The 17,043-nt window shown below is 53.0% G+C and carries 12 protein-coding genes; 10 read left to right on the forward strand and 2 right to left on the reverse strand.

Annotation, left to right across the window (positions count from 1 at the left end; all coding sequences use genetic code 11):
• The first annotated feature begins 221 nt into the window (after positions 1–221).
• The 6 genes from Q4563_RS03445 (at position 222) to Q4563_RS03470 (ending at position 8,311) form a co-directional block, all read left to right on the forward strand.
• Positions 222–2,141 (forward strand): hypothetical protein, encoded by a 1,920-nt coding sequence (locus Q4563_RS03445; RefSeq protein ID WP_303603603.1) that lies wholly within the window; start codon positions 222–224, stop codon positions 2,139–2,141.
• Positions 2,142–2,227: 86 nt separating this feature from the next.
• Positions 2,228–3,391, forward strand: coding sequence for a glycosyltransferase (locus Q4563_RS03450; RefSeq protein ID WP_303603604.1), 1,164 nt, complete (start codon positions 2,228–2,230; stop codon positions 3,389–3,391).
• Between the two features lie 129 nt (positions 3,392–3,520).
• Positions 3,521–4,237, forward strand: a complete 717-nt coding sequence (locus Q4563_RS03455) for a glycosyltransferase family 2 protein (protein ID WP_303603605.1) — start codon at positions 3,521–3,523, stop codon at positions 4,235–4,237.
• Positions 4,234–4,596 carry a DUF2304 domain-containing protein gene (locus Q4563_RS03460; RefSeq protein WP_303603606.1) on the forward strand — a complete coding sequence of 121 codons (363 nt, stop codon included), beginning with the start codon at positions 4,234–4,236 and terminating at the stop codon, positions 4,594–4,596. Before Q4563_RS03455 ends, Q4563_RS03460 begins: the two co-directional genes overlap by 4 nt.
• On the forward strand, positions 4,593–7,088 hold the full coding sequence (locus tag Q4563_RS03465; RefSeq protein WP_303603607.1) for a hypothetical protein: 2,496 nt from the start codon (positions 4,593–4,595) through the stop codon (positions 7,086–7,088). The genes Q4563_RS03460 and Q4563_RS03465 overlap by 4 nt, the downstream gene beginning before the upstream one ends.
• 65 nt (positions 7,089–7,153) lie before the next feature.
• Positions 7,154–8,311 carry a glycosyltransferase family 4 protein gene (locus tag Q4563_RS03470; RefSeq protein ID WP_303603608.1) on the forward strand — a complete coding sequence of 386 codons (1,158 nt, stop codon included), beginning with the start codon at positions 7,154–7,156 and terminating at the stop codon, positions 8,309–8,311.
• On the opposite strand, the gene Q4563_RS03475 is transcribed toward Q4563_RS03470, so the two are convergent.
• Together Q4563_RS03475 and Q4563_RS03480 are read right to left on the reverse strand one after the other, a co-directional pair.
• Positions 8,233–9,681: a glycosyltransferase family 4 protein gene (locus Q4563_RS03475; protein WP_303603609.1), complete on the reverse strand. Its 1,449-nt coding sequence runs from the start codon at positions 9,679–9,681 to the stop codon at positions 8,233–8,235. The two genes, Q4563_RS03470 and Q4563_RS03475, sit on opposite strands and share 79 nt — an antisense overlap.
• Positions 9,678–11,825: a hypothetical protein gene (locus tag Q4563_RS03480; RefSeq protein ID WP_303603610.1), complete on the reverse strand. Its 2,148-nt coding sequence runs from the start codon at positions 11,823–11,825 to the stop codon at positions 9,678–9,680. The genes Q4563_RS03475 and Q4563_RS03480 overlap by 4 nt, the downstream gene beginning before the upstream one ends.
• A 290-nt stretch (positions 11,826–12,115) precedes the next feature.
• On the opposite strand from Q4563_RS03480, the gene Q4563_RS03485 reads away from it, so the two are divergent.
• The 4 genes from Q4563_RS03485 (at position 12,116) to Q4563_RS03500 (ending at position 16,910) form a co-directional block, all read left to right on the forward strand.
• On the forward strand, positions 12,116–13,009 hold the full coding sequence (locus tag Q4563_RS03485; RefSeq protein WP_442903701.1) for a glycosyltransferase family 2 protein: 894 nt from the start codon (positions 12,116–12,118) through the stop codon (positions 13,007–13,009).
• 324 nt (positions 13,010–13,333) lie between these two features.
• Positions 13,334–14,713, forward strand: coding sequence for a hypothetical protein (locus Q4563_RS03490; RefSeq protein WP_303603611.1), 1,380 nt, complete (start codon positions 13,334–13,336; stop codon positions 14,711–14,713).
• An 11-nt stretch (positions 14,714–14,724) separates the two neighbouring features.
• Complete coding sequence (locus Q4563_RS03495; protein ID WP_303603612.1) at positions 14,725–15,948, forward strand: hypothetical protein; 1,224 nt, start codon at positions 14,725–14,727, stop codon at positions 15,946–15,948.
• 119 nt (positions 15,949–16,067) lie between these two features.
• Entirely contained in the window at positions 16,068–16,910 is an 843-nt protein-coding gene (locus Q4563_RS03500; RefSeq protein ID WP_303603613.1) for a hypothetical protein, read from the forward strand.
• Positions 16,911–17,043 lie beyond the last annotated feature (133 nt).

Here is a 17,043-nt window from a genome sequence, read left to right on the forward strand (position 1 = left end):
TAGAACTGGGGCCTATGCCTTGTATTTGTAGAATCAATCCTTCGGGCGGCATCCACACCAACACTCACACTCTTATTAATATCAATTTTATTCACAACTTCAGAACCGTATTTTAGTCTCCAGTTTTACCGCCCAGACTTGCTGACTTAGGCGCACACGGGGTAGCATACTGAGCGAATTCGGGCTGCCCAGCCCAGTAACCATCAACGAAAAGGATATTTATGGCTGCGCAAGAGACACCCGCCAGCGCCGCGACCCAATATATTGCCCTTCCCTTCGTCAGCTGGCCGCTGCACGAGGCAGAAAGAATGGTACTTCCTCGCAACGGCCGCCAGGCCCAGCCGCTGCACGAAACACTCGTGCAAATGCTATTTTTATGTGACCGATGGCGTAGCCTCGATCAACACATTGCTTTAGCCATTGAACAAATGCCGCAATTGCAGCCCCACGCCCAGCAACTACACCAAGGTTTGCAGCATATGGTAGAGCAAGGGCTGCTGGTAGACGCGGACACACTATCGCAACATTATGCTGAGCCCACCGCAACAGAGCCAGAGCCAACATCTATCTCCGACAACAGCATTACCACCCTTTATGTGCGTACCTATTGCTGCCCCCAAGCGCTAGAGCGTTTACTGCAAAGCTTGCAACCTGGAGGTGCGGCGATCTCGGTTCGCAACCTGGTCGTGATAGATGATGCTCGCCAAGAGTCCGATGTAGCGATCACCCGAACTCTTTTAACCAATTATCGCAAGGTTGTAACACCAATATTAATTCATGTGACCCGGGAGGATAGGGAACATCTGGCGGACGCCATAGCGGCAGCATCAGCCGCCAACACAGAGGACTTACGCTGGTGGCTTAATGGTGACCCTGACGACCCCGATATGACTGCCGGAGCCACCTTTAATACCGCCTTATTATTGAGCGCTGGAACCAATACCGCCATTCTAGACGACGACGCACAATTAACGCCTTACGGAGATCCGCTGGATGCAGCAGAGACCGGGAACACCCAAATGGGAGGCAGCCAGAAAGAAGATGCCTGCTGGCACTTATACCCCAGCTCCGAGGCCATGGAAAGCGCTTGGGCAACGCTTGAGCTTGACCCGCTGGCAGAGCATAGCCGCTGGCTGGGCCAGTCGTTGCCCACCATGGTAGACCAAACCTCTAACCCAAAGACCTTTTGGAGTTGCATTACTAGCGCCAACCTACAAACACTACAGCCGAGCGCGAAAGTGAAGATGACTGTCAACGGTATTCTTGGCGACCCCGGCACTGGGGAAGCTAGCTGGCTGTTTACTCAATCACCGGAAGTGCTAGCTCCTTGGCAACAAAGCGAAAATGACTACCGCCAATTAACGTCCAGACGCTTAATAGCACGCAAACCCCAAGGCAATCAACTGCTGCCCTACCACATACTACTAACCCCTTTGGTGGGAATAGATAACAGCGAATTGATGCCACCGACCACACCCAATGGTCGTGGCGAAGACGCGATATTTGCAGAACTGGCTTGCGGCGTATACCCAGATTGTTTATTCGCCCAGCTTCCGTGGATGCTCAAGCATACACCTGAGCAAGAGCGTCAGTTTAATCGCGATAAACTGTTAACCCCCACGCAAATGCCTGCCAACCGCCTGCTCACTCGCTACCTGGGCAAATTGCGTCACCAGGCTCCCAGCGCCAACCCCAAAATACGCCTACAGTGGCTAGGCCAATCCCTTCAGGTTTTTGCACAGGCGCCCGAGTCAACCTTAGCGACCGATTACCAGCGCTACATAACCGGCGACCGCAGCGCAATGGCCCACCAGTTAATTCGCAACCTGAAAACACTACAACCGCCCGAGTATTTAGCCAAAGACATGCAGCTACTTCTGGCACGTTGCCAGCAAGGTGTTGATACTGACCAAACGGAGAAAAACACAGTCTTAACCAAGGCTCGCCAGCGTGCGGACCGCTACGGCCGAGGGCTGGACAGCTGGATAACCGCTTGGGAATATTGCCGTGGAATTGGTGAATCTCAAACCTTAAAACTGGCACAAGGTGCACCCCATGCCGCTAAACCCACTTCAGAAACCAGTTCGTCATCGCCGCTGACTCAACTACTGCAAAAATGGGGCATTGTTAAACATCCTTAATACTCACCATTAGGGCATCCCACAGACAGACAGCCCCTTTACCCTTAACATTACACTCAGACGCATTAATGAACGGACGCGAGCCCTTGAAATCAAAACCTCCGCCAACCACCGCCTTGCATATAGGCAAGTTTTACCCGCCTCACCGCGGCGGCATGGAAACTTACCTGCGTGATTTACTGACTGCCCTTCAGGCGCGTGGGGTTCGCTGTCTAGCAATGGTGCACTGCTCCCCAAAAAGTGGGAACACACGAACCGAAGAAACCCAAACGGTTGGCCCCAAGATTGTTCGCGCCGGCGTGTGGGCCAATCTTCTGTTCACCCCCATTAGCCCTAGCTTTCCCTGGCACCTCAACCGAGTGTTACGCGACGAGTCGCCCACAGTTTTGCACCTGCACATGCCCAATGTTTCAGCCTTTTGGGCACTGCTGTTACCGCGCGCCCGGAAAATTCCCTGGGTTGTACACTGGCACGCCGATGTACCAGTAGGGGCACTGCACCGGGGCGTCCGATGGTTTTACCACCTGTACCGACCATTTGAGCGCTGGGTGTTAGGGCGCGCGACGATAATTATTGCCACCTCACCGCCCTATAAACAAAGCAGCCCGGCGCTAAAACCCTTTTGGGAACGCTGCCGGGTGGTGCCTCTGGGCATTCCCGAACCCACACTGGCAAGCACCGAATCTACCGCGCCACCAGAGCAATCATCACCGCTTCGGGTATTAGCCGTAGGCCGGCTCACCTATTACAAAGGGTTTGATGTATTACTGCGCGCACTGGTTAATTGCCCGGCGGTCAACCTGAAGATAATCGGCGACGGCGAGCAAAAACACGAACTCAGCGCATTGATAGAACAGCTACAACTGAGCGACCGGGTAACTTTGTTGGGCGGTGTGTCAGATAGCGAGCTGGATCAGAAGCTGAGGGACTGTGACTGTCTGTGCCTGCCCTCGATCGAGCGCTCCGAAGCTTTCGGCGTAGCCCTGCTGGAAGCCATGGCCCGAAAGAAAGCCTGTGTCGTCACCGCAGTACCGGGTACCGGTATGCCTTGGGTTGTACAGCACAATATCAACGGCTTAGTCGTTCCACCTAACGATACGCGCGCGCTCGCTGAAGCTTTGGACCACTTAGCAGAAAACCGGAAGCTCTGCCAAGCCATGGGGGATGCTGGCTTGGTTCGTTTTAGGGAAAAATTCACCATAGACGCCTCGGCGGCTACAATAGCAAAAATCTACAGCGAATTGGCATAGCGCACCTCGTGAAAAAACGCCCCAAAGCCCATGAACACAGGCAATTGTGAGCAGTGCCCTATAGAATATCCTTATCGCTTCACCTATACTCCCTCGTTTTCAAAAAGCGCGCTCTAAATAGGATTTTACGTGACCGCACAAGCCAGTGTTTCACCCAAAGTGGGCATTGTCATTCCCGCACTGAATGAAGCCGACTCTATCGGCAAGGTGATAGCTGCTTTACGCAATCAGTGTCACTACCCCGTTGTTGTGGTCGATGATTGCAGCGAGGACGATACCGTAGTTATCGCCTCACAAGCCGGTGCACAGGTACTACCACTGGCCGTCCGGCTGGGCGCTTGGGGTGCCACACAAACCGGCATTCGTTATTTACTGCAGCAAGGCTGTGACATCGTAGCAACACTAGACGCCGATGGTCAGCACGAACCAGATTCACTATCCACTTTGCTAGAACCGGTTATAAAAGGCTATACGGATGTCGCCATCGGCACCTGCCCCGAGCGTGTTTCTCGCCTGCGCCTAGTCGCTTGGATGATGATGAAAACAACCTCGGGCCTGCGCATGGAAGACATCACCTCCGGCTTCAGGGTGTACAATCATCAAGCCTCAATGGTGCTCGCAGATGCACGCGCCACCTTATTGGACTATCAGGATGTAGGCGTACTATTACGCCTACAGGCCGCAGGACTTAAGCTTCTCGATGTGCCTGTTCAGATGCAAGAGCGCGGTGAAGGGTCTTCACGAATCTTCCACTCTTGGCTTGTGGTCGGCCGCTACATGCTGCAAACCTTAATTTTAGGGCTTTCCAAGCGCAAGCTAGGCACGCAAACGGAGAACAAAAAATGATTTTATGGATAAGCGCTACTATCGGTTTACTGGTGGCGACAACGATTTTATTTTTAATCCGCCGTGACAAACTGCATGTGCGCCACGGAGTTTTCTGGTTACTGGTAGCCGTTGCATTCGCGGGTCTGGGCCTTGCCCCACCCGTCGTAGACTGGCTAGCCAAAGTGATCGGCATTGGTTACCCACCGATACTGGCCATAGTGGCGACTATTGCCGTGTTGGTAATCAAAATTCTATTAATGGACATTGATCAAGCACGCCAAGAAGTCCAGTTGCAGCGACTAATTCAACGGGTCGCCATACTGGAAGGCAATCTCCAGCAGCGCGCCAACAGCGACGACAACATACCCAACCCATGAACACCCTGCTATTGCCCATCGCTCTGCTATTGCCCTGGCTGGCAGGGGCTATAGCATTACGGCCAGCACGTGCACAACTGGGGCTTACTATCACTGGTTGGCTGGGTTATGGGTATTTTCTTGGCGCCGCCCTATTAACCGCCTGCGCATTCCTCGCCGCACTACTACCCTGGCTGGCGACAACGACAGGGCTGCTACTGTGCCTAGCAACCCTAACCGTGGCAGCTGGCTACGGCGCAAAGTGGGCTGCCAGGCACCTACCCGATGCGGCACTTCTGTCACTGCCCCCCACCTCTCAAGGCGAGCGCTGGTTAACAGGCCTGTTGGTGATCTTAATCGCGCTTCACTTAGGCTTTGCCGCCTTCGAACTATACTGGCGCCCCGTGTACCCTTGGGATGCTTGGCAAACTTGGATGTACACGGCCAAAACCTGGTACTTTAACGGCGGACCGATAGACTTACTGTCGCTCAAGCACAGCCGTCCCGACAGTATTAACTATACCGTGCAAGGCCACCACTACCCTTGGCTAGTGCCATCTCAATCATGGTGGCTGGCCAGTGTTCTGGGCGCTTGGCAGGAAAACCGAGTCACCTGGCCTGCCCTGCCAGCGGCCATCGCTTTGGGGCTAGCCTTGTGGGGCCAGGCGGTAGCCACCACTCGCCAGCGCCTAGCGGGGCCCCTAACCGCATGGCTTCTATTAACGCTACCGTTAGTACTCACGCACATCAGCCTTGCAGGCTACGCCGACCTATGGCTGGCCGGCTTTAGCGGGCTGGGCTTAATAGCTATCATTCGCGGGCAGCTAGAGGCACACCGAGGCCAACTTCTGCTGGGACTGACAGCACTGGCAATGGGCCTACTGGTCAAGCACGATGCCATTATTTGGCTAACCTGTGGGCTTATACTGATCGGCCTGTTGCGAGTAAAACAGATAAAACTCGCCCCCCTAACTCTGATTGGGGCGCTGCTTTTAGGATGCTTAGCGCTAGGCTTTACCGATCTTGAACTGCAACTGCAGTTTGATTTTGCCCGCTATGGACAACTTTTATGGCTCTCTGATAGCTGGCACCTGCTTTGGTATATAGTCCCCGGAGCTTTGCTACTTGCGCTACTCCCTCGCTCCGGGGCGCGTAAAGCCGCTAAAACCTTAGGCTTATTATTCGCCATCTTGCTGACCAGTCAGCTGCTTTTGTTCGGCGCGACCAATGCTGGCGCCTGGGTGGGCACAGCCGCTAGCCGATTGCTGCTGCAAATTTCACCTTTACTGATCTTCGCGCTGGCCTGTATCGCAGGTACGAGTACTGATACGAAATCAAGCCGACATGAGTGGCGTACCATTATCGTTGCACTTTTAACTGGATTGTTGGGCCTGCTGCTCGCGCTTGGGGCGTGGTTACTATTCAGTGCTAACGTTGGCGGCACACCCGCACCGACAAAGAACTTTAAGGCACAAGACTTACGTGTGATAGATGGACCAATGCGCCCGCTCTATGGCCGTTTAATACTGCCTCAGGCCCACGAAGGGCATGCCATCGTAAGCACCGGCCCGGTACACGTAACCGCTGAAGATTTTGACCTTTTAGATGTAAATATCGATGGCACCGAGCAAAGCCAGCACACCCTGTTTTGGCGCATTGCAACCAAGCCCAGTGAGGGGTTTACCCGCAGCGTGGATCTCGGCTCCGGGCCTGTTGTTCTGAGCGATGATAGCAACTGGCAAGGTGAAATTATCGAAATAGGATTAGTACTCTATCCCAATCCCGATCAATCCTTGAGGCTTACCGAGCTGAACCTCGAGGCAGCAACGCCTCTAAGCTTGCTGAAAGTAACAGCCGCCGACTGGCTCACCCCTAGACTTTGGAATCAAATCTCGATTAACCGCACCGAACTGAGTTCAACGCAGAGCTTGCCCTCACTAACGATGCTCGCTGGAATCTGGGTATTGTTTACCTGGCTTACCCTGCGCTTGCTCACTGGTGCCGCACCGCCTCTGCGCCCCCTACTTGGCGCGGCCTTGTTTGCGTGGTTGGTATTAGATGCGCGCTGGCTTCACAACAGTTACCAGCAAGCTTTAGCGACTCAAGACCATTACACAAGCACCACCGACCACGAAGCCTTAGATATCGACGGCGACGCTACTATTATACAGTTGGCGGACCAAGCGCACGCTTTACTAGGTAAGGAGCCGCGCCAAGTACTTGTGGTGACCCAAAGCAAACAGCACCAATTTGCTACACGGCGCCTTAAATATGGCTTGCTACCCCACGCCGCGCACCTACACAAAGATCGGGTTTCGCGGCGCAGCGCTGCCTCAGTAGACGCTATTATCTGGCTAACAGCCGACAAGCCCGGCCATCAGGCAGCTTGCCCGCCACCACTGCAACGCGTAAAACCCGTTTTAGTCACATCGCGCGGAATTTTGTGTACAGTGCCGCCAGCCCTAAAAGAGCTCTCACCCAAAGAACACAAAAGCTTTACATCAACTCCGTAACCTATGATGAGCTTCGGCTATGGTAAACCTCATAATAATCGCTACACCACCTTCGGTGATTGCTAATGACTAGCTCCGCCGGTAAGCACAAGCCTGTGCGCATTGCGGTCGATTGCAGTTTGTTATCGGGCAGCAACGGCGGCTTGGGCCGCTATTTGCGTGCCCTTCTGCCGCGGTTGATGACTTGCGCTGGGAGCGACGTAGACTGGTATCTATACGCACGATCATCCAACGCTTGCTCGCATTTACCACCAGCGGCCTGCGTACGCCAAGACCACCTACCCGAGCATGTGGGTCGCATTCTCTCGCCCGCCCTATCACTACCCTATTGGGCAAAGCTCGATAAACCCGATGTTTTCTGGGCCCCCGCTCACCGGCTACCATTGTGGCTGCCACCGGCCACCGCCGGCGTGGTGACCATTCATGACCTCGCCTGGGCCCAAGTGCCAGAAACCTTGCGCCGCAGTACTCGTATGTTAGATCGCACTCTGATGGCCCGCGCCGCCGCGCAGGCCGAGCGTTTGATTGCTGTGTCTAGCGCGACCGCGGCCGATATCACCAAGCACTGGCCCAACACCGAAGCCCGCACCCGAGTAATTCACAGCGGGGCCGAAGCTCTACCAGCACCGAGCCGGTTAACCGACTACTCACCGGCCCTGCAAAAGCAGCGTTACTTTTTATTTGTGGGCACACCCGAGCCACGTAAAAACCTACCTCGACTGCTGGAGGCCTATGCCAGAGCCGGGCAAAGGCAACCGAATTTTCCACCACTGGTGATTGCTGGAGGCTACGGCTGGGGAGGGGAGAATTTAGAAGCGATGATCGCCCAATTACATTTAGAAGCGCGCGTTCATCTGTTAGGGCCGGTATCAGATACCCGACTTGCCACTTTGTATAGCAATGCCCTGTGCCTCGTAATGCCCTCGCTGTACGAAGGCTTTGGGCTACCAATCGTTGAGGCCCTACAGTACGGTTTGCCGGTTGTGACGTCCAATACCTCTAGCATGCCCGAGGTGGCTGGGGCCGCCGGCATACTGGTAGACCCACTGGCCATAGACTCGATTGCCAGTGGCTTGCAGCGAATCGTTCAGGATCCGTCACTGCGTATAGAGCTGGCAAATGCGGCTAAAACTCAGGCCTCACATTATTGCTGGGATCGAGCTGCCACCGATACCTTAGCAGTACTACTTGAAGCTGCATCGGCCAAGCGCAGCACTTCTTGACGAAACTGAACAGCGCTCTCATGCCAGTTGACAGCAAGGTTGCACTTATCTTGGCGCACTGGTGTACCTGCTTGCCAAGGTCGTATCAATCGCTCCAGCTCTGACGCGAGCATTTCGGGCTGGTCAGGAGCAAAGTAGCGGCAGGCATCCCCACCGACCTCTCGAAAAGCTTCAATGTCCGAGGCCAGCACGGGCGCACCGTGGCGCATCCCCTCAACAACGGGCAGACCAAACCCCTCAGCCCAAGAGGCGCACACTAAGGCATCCGCACGTTGATAGCACTCGGTCAGGGTGGCGTCACTCGCATTGTCGAAATGTTGTAACCGCAAACCATTGTGCGGATGCTCGTGCAGACGAGCCATAACCTCTTCATTGGCCCAGCCAGGCCGCCCGACAATAACCAGAGTCACATTGTGTTTATCCCACAGTAAGTCCAGCGCTTCCAAAATTACCTGATAATTTTTGCGCGGCTCGATGGTACCCACCGCCAGCACCACAAATCCCGGTAAAGATTGTAGTGAGTTCGCCTCAGACAACCCGGTAGACTGAGGCACTTCTGCCCCCAATCGAAAATTGCCCGCAGGCAAACGGCGGGCACTCTCCGGACCTGACTCCTGCAGGTAAGCCTCTAAGGCTTGAGTAGTTGCGGCTGAGTTAGTGATAAAAAAGTCGACCCCTTTGATTACCTGCTGAAACCATCCCGTGTAGCCCGCTACGGTGCTGGCTTGACACATGTGCGGCAAGGTTAGAGGAAACAGGTCGTGTAACATGGCTCCAACCTGGATACCCTCATGCTCGCTGGCATCGAATAGCGTCTCCAGCATGGCGGGGGCATTCCAGGTTGAGTCCACCAACACAATAATATCGCCACGGCGAAAGTGCACAGGTTTGACAGAAAGAAACCCCAAGGGCCACATTAACAAACCAAAAACCCGATAAAATAAATTCGAACCGCCCTGCCCTTGTTCAGGACTTTGCTCTGAAGACTGATTAGCATCCGTCTTCTCTTGGCTGGTACGCCACTCACCTCGTAACCACTGACATAGTTTGTGCAAGGCCGACTTTACCGGCTCTCTGAGTGGAGCCAACAGAGGCCAGTGTGCCGCTACACTTATGCTCCGAGTAATAAGCCCCGCAAAGCGGGCCAACGCCATCAGCGGGTGTGGGGACTCATTGAGCGGTTTTAGTGGGCTCAAAAAACGGCGCCCAGCCCAAACCAACGGTAATAACTGTACTTCCTCGGTCGAGGCTTCTGTATGTACATTAGATAAACTGCGCGCCACCCTGCGGATACCCCCGCTGCCACCTGCCAAATAGGTGTGGGTACATTCAATAAAGATCCGCCGCTTGTTCTGCTGCTCGGCACTCATAATGGGTACTCATGGCGCTCCAGATCGAGGTCATAGGTTTCCACCAGCCAGCGGTTTAGATCGCGGCTGCGTTTCCCAATCAGCTCACGCTGGGCTTCGCTCAATTCAATGGCACATTTGCTGTTATTTTCCGAGTTTGCTATCTCAAGTAAACGCGCTCGACGCTCTTGACCCTTTAGCGCCATCCACCGCTCCCGTTCCTCTTTCGAGCCCTCGATGCTCTGTAAGAATGTAAGCTCGGCGGTGGTAAATGCAGGGTTCAAGTGTTTGTCTTCAAACAACTGTGCATCAACATTTTCTACACCCATAAAGCGTAAAATACTGGCAAAGAAAGCTTCCCGATCCTCAATCATGTCTTCCATCAAAAAGACACCCACTTTGTCTCGGCCCAAAAATTTTGCAGCGAAACGTAGGTTATCCGCAAAATCAAAACGAGGGTCATGAATCGACATCCCATGGCGTGATCCCGCCAACCAGTCATCGAGGGATATAAATACATGCCCATCAGGAATGGTGTAATGTTTGCCATTGCGGGCGCTGGCTCTAATAGCGTGTAAATATGCTGAGGGTAAACGCTTAAGCGGATTGCGCAATGTAGCCACCACACGTACATCGCCAAACAAATCACGAGCTTCGCGTAACATAGCTTGAAACTCAGTAGGCGGTCTAATCAGCAGAGCCTCCCAAGAACCTAAAATAGGCTTTTCTACCCCATTCGCTTCGGAATATTCTTTCAATACCGTGCGCACAAGCGCTTTCCTAGTAGGTTTTTTACGCTGCCACAGGATGGGCTGTAGAGCTTGGTATATCTCTTCGGTAGCACACCCTTTTTCCGTGCTCATAGATGAGTATTTACCCAGATAACAAATTCCTGGGTGTTGACTGAACAAGGTGTCTTGCAGGGTCGTCGTGGCCGTTTTAGGAAGCCCAACATGCAAAATAACTGGCGGTAATTTAGGGGGCGACATTAATCTGCCTCGTCGCAACATATAACCCGTGCGGACAACAAATGAATGTAATTTGAGAGCCACCCTGCTTAGAGACTTGATCGCTGGCAACAACCAACGGACGACCCCAACCCCCTGTTCAGCAAACGCGGCCGCGCGCCAAGCCCTAATTCTTCGGCGTACTTCCCCGCTTACATTCTCAGGCTGAGGGGGCAAAACCTCGGGGTAATCATCAAAGTCGTCATCAAAAAGTTGACCATTCAGCTCGGGGAAGACCGTATTAGCCAGACGAGCGTTACCGGCGGTAAAATGTGCATAAAAAGCTTGCGCTTGGTCTCGTACGGCAGGAAAACAACGCCCTGAATACTCACGAGCGATATTCGCCACCAACAACTCACGCGAAGGATTGATACCTTTTCTAGCCCTTTTGGGCCACTGCCGGTTAAGCTCCAACAATACCTGTACACCCATTTCATTAAGAGACTCGTTGATTTTGGCCGGCCTTATTTTCCCCGTCTCAGTGAGACCAACCCGTTCACAAAAGTCAGTCAATAGGTCACCGCCGGTTAGGTGTTTGGGCGAAAATATTCCAGCCTGTACCGACTTCTCTCCAAATACCTGAGTCCAATTGGCGTAAATACGCTCGTAGTCATAATAGTACGGCAGCGAATCATCAATTATAGGGGGAAAGACCGGCGGTTCAGAATTCCCCGTTTTAAGCTTAGTGGAATAGTGACTAATCGCGACGCGGTCCTGCCGACGGAAATACACCACCACTTGAACATTGTCACTCCAGCGGCTTAACCAGCTTTTGAGTTCGCGCAGTCTGGCAGGCTTTTTCAGCCGGCTATGGAAGTGCTCGGAGGAAAAAATAAGGGTATGGCAGCCCGAACAGGCCAAAAGCTCATCATCAATAGCTTTTACCAGCTGCTGACGATAGGCATCAGCACCAGCTGCATCATGAATACCAAGGAGAGTCCCAATTTCCGAATTCCAAGGCTTTTTCTGTACGGCGGCAACTACCCCCCACTGGCTACCACCATGTAGCCCAGTAAAGCGCGGATAAACTACCCCCTCCTCAGCCAGAGCTACGCGGTTTTTCGAGAGAAAATGCTGTATAGAGCTGCTTCCAGTTTTCTCTGTGCCGATATGCAGCACAATTCTGTTGACCCGAACGGGTGTTGTTTTCCTCTCCATTAGCCTCTCTCAGTCCGCCAATAAAATAAAGCTTGCGATTATACGGCACTCACTACAAGTCAGCACCCTTCGTGCCCTTAGTATCTTCACCTCTTCTTAAAAAGTGCCCCATAATCACCAAAAGTGTTGTCGAGCGCATCGTTGCTTGTCATTATCCACCATTAATACCCCGTTATGTGATGCCGCTCCACCTTCCTCACTCGCTGACAACCAGTGCACATGCTAATATCAGGCCCTTAAGTGAGCACTGCCGATATAGCCGCAATCAAAACTGGCAAAAGAACTGATTCATGCAACCTCTCGTTTCCATTGTGATGCCATCTTATAACCATGCAGAGTTTATCGTGGCCTCAATAGCTAGTGTGCTGGAACAAGACCACTCACACTTGGAACTTATAGTCGCCGATGGCGGCTCCACCGACGGCACGATTGACATCTTGAAGCGTATTCAGACACAAGACTCTCGACTGCGCTGGGTTTCAGAACCCGACACAGGCCCTGCCAACGCCATCAATAAGGCACTGGGTCGCGTTCGCGGCACGTTTATTGGCTGGCTTAACTCTGACGATCTGTACACCCCTGGGGCGATCGGTCGAGCCGTAGCGGCCTTGAGCGGCCCCGAACGGCACGTGCTGGTTTACGGCCAGGGAATACATGTGGATGTACAGGGTAACGAGCTAGATCGCTACCCAACCCTTCCACCAGAGACTCGCTACAGCCGATTTTCCGATAGCTGCTTTATCTGTCAGCCCACCGTGTTTTTTACCCGCACGGCACACCACTTGCTGGGCCCACTGGATGAAAGCGTTAAGACCGCCTTTGACTTCGAATATTGGCTGCGAGCATTCAAAGCCTTTCGGGGCCGTATTGGTTTTGTGGACGAGGTTCAGGCTTGCTCCCGGCTGCACGATGACTGCATTACCCTAAAGATGCGTTACTGGGTGGCTTTGGAGGGAATCCAGGTAGTACACAAACACATGGGCGCTGCGCCCGGGCACTGGCTTTTAACGTACTTTGCCGAGCTAGTAGCAGGTGAGGGCTTACCTCCGACAGGCCAAACTCTGCGAGAGCATGCCGAGCACACCTTACTAGCCGCTTCGGCTTACCTCAGCCCGGCGGAACTTGGCAAAATTAGGCAAACCTTGAAAGACGATGCTCATTACGCCCAACTAAATACAGCGTAAACCGCCCCATACTCAGGCCTTTCGGGGCGCCTCCCTAACAACACCGACCAACACCATTACGACTACCACCCACACAACGGTGCCCCGCCCTCAAACTACTTAACCTCATGGAAGCTTGCCGGAGGCCAAACCAGCACCACCAAAGCTGTATGAGGGCATTCTGGTGAATCAGGTCACGGTTAGGCTTAAAGACCCTTCGGGATAGACTTTCAGATACTTTTTTTACGCCACACTCTGCTACAATACCCGGCTGGAAATCGGGCACGGCCCCTTATTATCAGCAAACAAGTGCGCCCGGGCAAAAACCACAAGGAGTTCAACAAAATGCAGTCTTTGTCCATCATCGGGCACATCGGGTGGCATAACGCCGCCGCACAGCAACTTCTCCCCGACGGGCTATTTCAGGTTAAGCGCTGCGCCGAGCTGGAGAACGAGCAGGTTTTACAGTCGAGCCTGCAAGACAGCGACCACACCCTGCTTATTTACTGCCCGCCTGGGCTCGCCCTCGCCCAAGCGCTGGCGCAAAATAGCGATGCAGCCTGCGACCTGACCCTGCAAAACTGGGGCGACCAAGCCCGCGCCTTGTTGCAGCACTATATGCTCAACCGCGATCACTGCACCCTAGTCAGCGAACTGGCACTGCGGCAAACACCGGATAAAGTGCTGGGAAGCCTCGCCAGTAAAACAGGCCTGGCAGTGAATACAGACGTTACCCAAAACAACGAACAACTGCCCCAACCAATACTTGAAGCTCTGGGCACCAGCCTAGCCTATGCCGATCAGCACAGTTACAGCCTGTATCGCGATCTGGAAACTGTGGCCGACATCAACAGCGAAACCGCCATGCGGCAACACCTGTCGAGCCTGCGACTGGAGCTCCAAAAAATAGCCTCTGAATTCACAAAACTATCGAGCGCAGCACAGCAGCACAAAGAGGGCATACAAAAACAACAGGAGCTCCAGGATGAGAACCAACTCCTTACAGTGCAGCTGCACCAGGTACAAGAAGAGCTAGAAAAATATTTTTCTGAAAATCAGAAGCTTTCTGAAGCGGCTAAGACGCCCCCTCAGGCCGCCGAGCCAGCTGAGGGCCCGCCCCGCCCAAACGACCCAAAATTGCAGGGGCTCCAGGAAGAGAACGAACTCCTATTACTGCAGCTGCATCAAGTGCAAGAGGAGTTAGAGCACTACTTTTGCGAGTACCAAAAGTTGTCTGAGGGCGGCTACACAGCGCCACACAGAACCCCTCAATTGACCGACGCCCTACAAGAAGCCCTGTTTGACCTGCGCAGCGAAAGCATTATTGGCGATAACTGGCACGAGGCCGAGCACGATGGCCGCTGGGCAGGCCCCGGTACAGAGAGCACACTGACCCTGCCCGCCGTTGGCAAGGGGCGCTTTAAGCTGCAGTTTGACATCGTCCACGCGCTGGACGTTCGTATTGCCAAAGATATGCAGGTGTTACTCAATGAGGTACCACTTACCCTGACACATACATTCGGCAAGCTACCACTTAAACCCTTCCCTTGCCGGGTAAGCACCGAATTCGATACCCGGGGTATAGAGCCAGGCCCTTGGCAACTGCGGCTGCGCTTTGCCAAAACCGCCTCCCCCTCTGAAAAGGGTGGCGATGATACACGCCAGCTCACGATTCGCCTTAAAGGCATTCGCGTTATCGCCCTGGCAGCACCCAATCAGGATTAAAGTAACCACCTATGGCAAACACACAAACCATTGCCCAGTGGCAGCAAATATTACAGGCGCTGATACCTGTGGAAGGCTGGCTATATATAGGCGCAGGGCGAGGCGAGGTATTGAGCGAGCCACGCTTTGCCAAAGTACCACGGTTACTGGCGGTTGAAGCCGACGAGCATGCCAGCCAAATGCTCACTCACGCCATGTCACCGCACCGCAACTGGAAAGCCCTGCACGCGCTGGTCGACAATACCGCAGGCCAGGCCAGCTGGCACCAGCACTCTCACGAAGGCGAAAGCGGCTTGCTCCCCGCAGAGAACCTGAGCACCCTTTGGCCTAATATTCAAGAACAACAGCACTCCAAGCTGCCGGCGACTTCGCTAAGCCAGCTTATGGGGCAAACGAACGACCACCAAGAACACTATAACTGGCTAACCATTGACTGCCTGCCCGCTGCCCGCCTGCTGCAAGGGCTGGGGGAAGCCCTACAGCCGCTGGATATAATCGAGGTGCGCGTCGCCATTAATGGCCTACCCACCCCCCAGGTCGGCGCAACACTGGAAGAGTGCGACCACCTGTTGCTACCCCAAGGCTTTAAACGCCTGGCACTGGAAGCGACAAACAACCCCCTGCTGGGCAAGGCACTATACGGCCGAGCCTTCAAGCAGCAACTGGCCAAGGCCCAAAAAATAAACTCAGAGCTGGAGCATCAAAACAGCGCCCTAAACACACAGTGCGCCGAGCTTAAAACCATCAATAAAACGATTACCCAAAAACATGAAAGCACCCACAAAGCGCTAGAAGCCCAAAAAAGTCGCGAATTACAGGTGAAAGACAAGCTACAACAAGCTCAAGAAGATGTGGTAGAGCTCGAGAATCAAAAAGACAACCTTGCCTCGCAATACGCTGAACTGAAAGTGGCGCTTCAACTAGCTCAGCAAAACCACGAAAACACGCAGAGCGAGCTAGAAGCTCAAAGACAGAGAGAGGCGGCATTACAAAACCAATTACAACTAAACCAAACCGAGCTTAAAGAATACCGGAGCACAGCCAAGCTAAGTACGAAACTGCTAACCAAAATCGAAGCGGACGCATCTGATCTGCGCGAACGCTACAGCGAGAAAATAAAAAGCGAGCAAGAACTCAAAGATCTGGTAAAAGAGCTGCACGCCAAACTGCAGGCTGCCTCGCATTTTTACCACCAAATAGAACAAGAGCACCCCGAGCTGCTCGAAAAGCTGTAGCAGAGGTTCCGTCCTATATGCCAAAACCAACCGACCTAAAAACTCTACAGCAAGAGCTGCAGCAAGCGCTGAGCCTTATTGACGCCTACAGTGCCAAAAACAGCGAGGCCGGCACCGCGATGCCTGACCCGAGCAGCCTGAGTAACACCCAGAGCCTACTGGAGCGCTGTGCGGCGGTGGTAAATAGCGAAAAAACCCAAAAAAAACCCACACTGCGTGTTATTCACCACTTTGCCTGTAGCGGTGGCACGTTGATTTCCAAATGCTTAGCGGCGCAGCCCAACGTATTTTTACTGAGTGAGCTACACCCAACCACACGCCTTGGCTTTAATACAAAAAAAGCAACGTACACACCAAGAGATATCACTACTCAGGCCATATATGGCCATGTGCCCCAGGTAGACAAGCTCGCCGAAGAACTGTTTATTAGCGGTATATTAATAGCCGAACGACATATTCGAGAGCTAGGCGGCCATCTAATCATTAGAGCGCACAGCCACGCAGATTACTGCACCAACGCCCCTGTGCCGGATGTAGACACTGTGACGCGGTTACTATCGCCACATTTTGACATCAAACATTTGGTAACAGTACGCAACCCCATCGACTCTTTTATTTCATTAAGAGAAAACGGATGGGTACATTTTAAGCCCGATTGTTTTGATGAATATTGTGGCAGGCTTCTCAAATTCCTAGAACCGTTCAATAAAAACCAAATCTACAGGTATGAAGACTTTGTGGAACAACCTCAGAGCACCCTAATACAAATGGCCAAAAAACTGAACTTATCTCAAGTTACGGTCGACTTAGACCATATAGATATGTTTAAAATCAGCGGCGGCAGTGGTCGCAGTGGAAGTGAAATTCAACCAAGACCGCGAAAAAATATTTCTGATGCATTTATGAAAGAAATAAGAAGTTCAAATTCATTCAGGCAAGTGAATAAGACCATAAAGTGGTAGAGAGAGCGTACAATTCAAATTGAATTCAGGATTCAAGAAGCAAGAAAGCTAAAGCAATCGATATACTGCGTGTTTTCAACATGCAGGTTGAAAATTATATTAATGCTTGGGAAATAATTTATGCCATTAGGAT

The organism is Gilvimarinus sp. 1_MG-2023 (assembly GCF_030548285.1).

What these genes read in the sequence shown, in the direction of transcription:
- Q4563_RS03445 (WP_303603603.1), top strand. Translation starts at nt 222, where the DNA reads ATGGCTGCGCAAGAGACACCCGCCAGCGCCGCGACCCAATATATTGCC.
- Q4563_RS03460 (WP_303603606.1), top strand. Translation starts at nt 4,234, where the DNA reads ATGATTTTATGGATAAGCGCTACTATCGGTTTACTGGTGGCGACAACG.
- Q4563_RS03465 (WP_303603607.1), top strand. Translation starts at nt 4,593, where the DNA reads ATGAACACCCTGCTATTGCCCATCGCTCTGCTATTGCCCTGGCTGGCA.
- Q4563_RS03470 (WP_303603608.1), top strand. Translation starts at nt 7,154, where the DNA reads ATGACTAGCTCCGCCGGTAAGCACAAGCCTGTGCGCATTGCGGTCGAT.
- Q4563_RS03475 (WP_303603609.1), bottom strand. Translation starts at nt 9,681, where the DNA reads ATGAGTGCCGAGCAGCAGAACAAGCGGCGGATCTTTATTGAATGTACC.
- Q4563_RS03480 (WP_303603610.1), bottom strand. Translation starts at nt 11,825, where the DNA reads ATGGAGAGGAAAACAACACCCGTTCGGGTCAACAGAATTGTGCTGCAT.
- Q4563_RS03485 (WP_442903701.1), top strand. Translation starts at nt 12,116, where the DNA reads ATGCAACCTCTCGTTTCCATTGTGATGCCATCTTATAACCATGCAGAG.
- Q4563_RS03490 (WP_303603611.1), top strand. Translation starts at nt 13,334, where the DNA reads ATGCAGTCTTTGTCCATCATCGGGCACATCGGGTGGCATAACGCCGCC.
- Q4563_RS03495 (WP_303603612.1), top strand. Translation starts at nt 14,725, where the DNA reads ATGGCAAACACACAAACCATTGCCCAGTGGCAGCAAATATTACAGGCG.
- Q4563_RS03500 (WP_303603613.1), top strand. Translation starts at nt 16,068, where the DNA reads ATGCCTGACCCGAGCAGCCTGAGTAACACCCAGAGCCTACTGGAGCGC.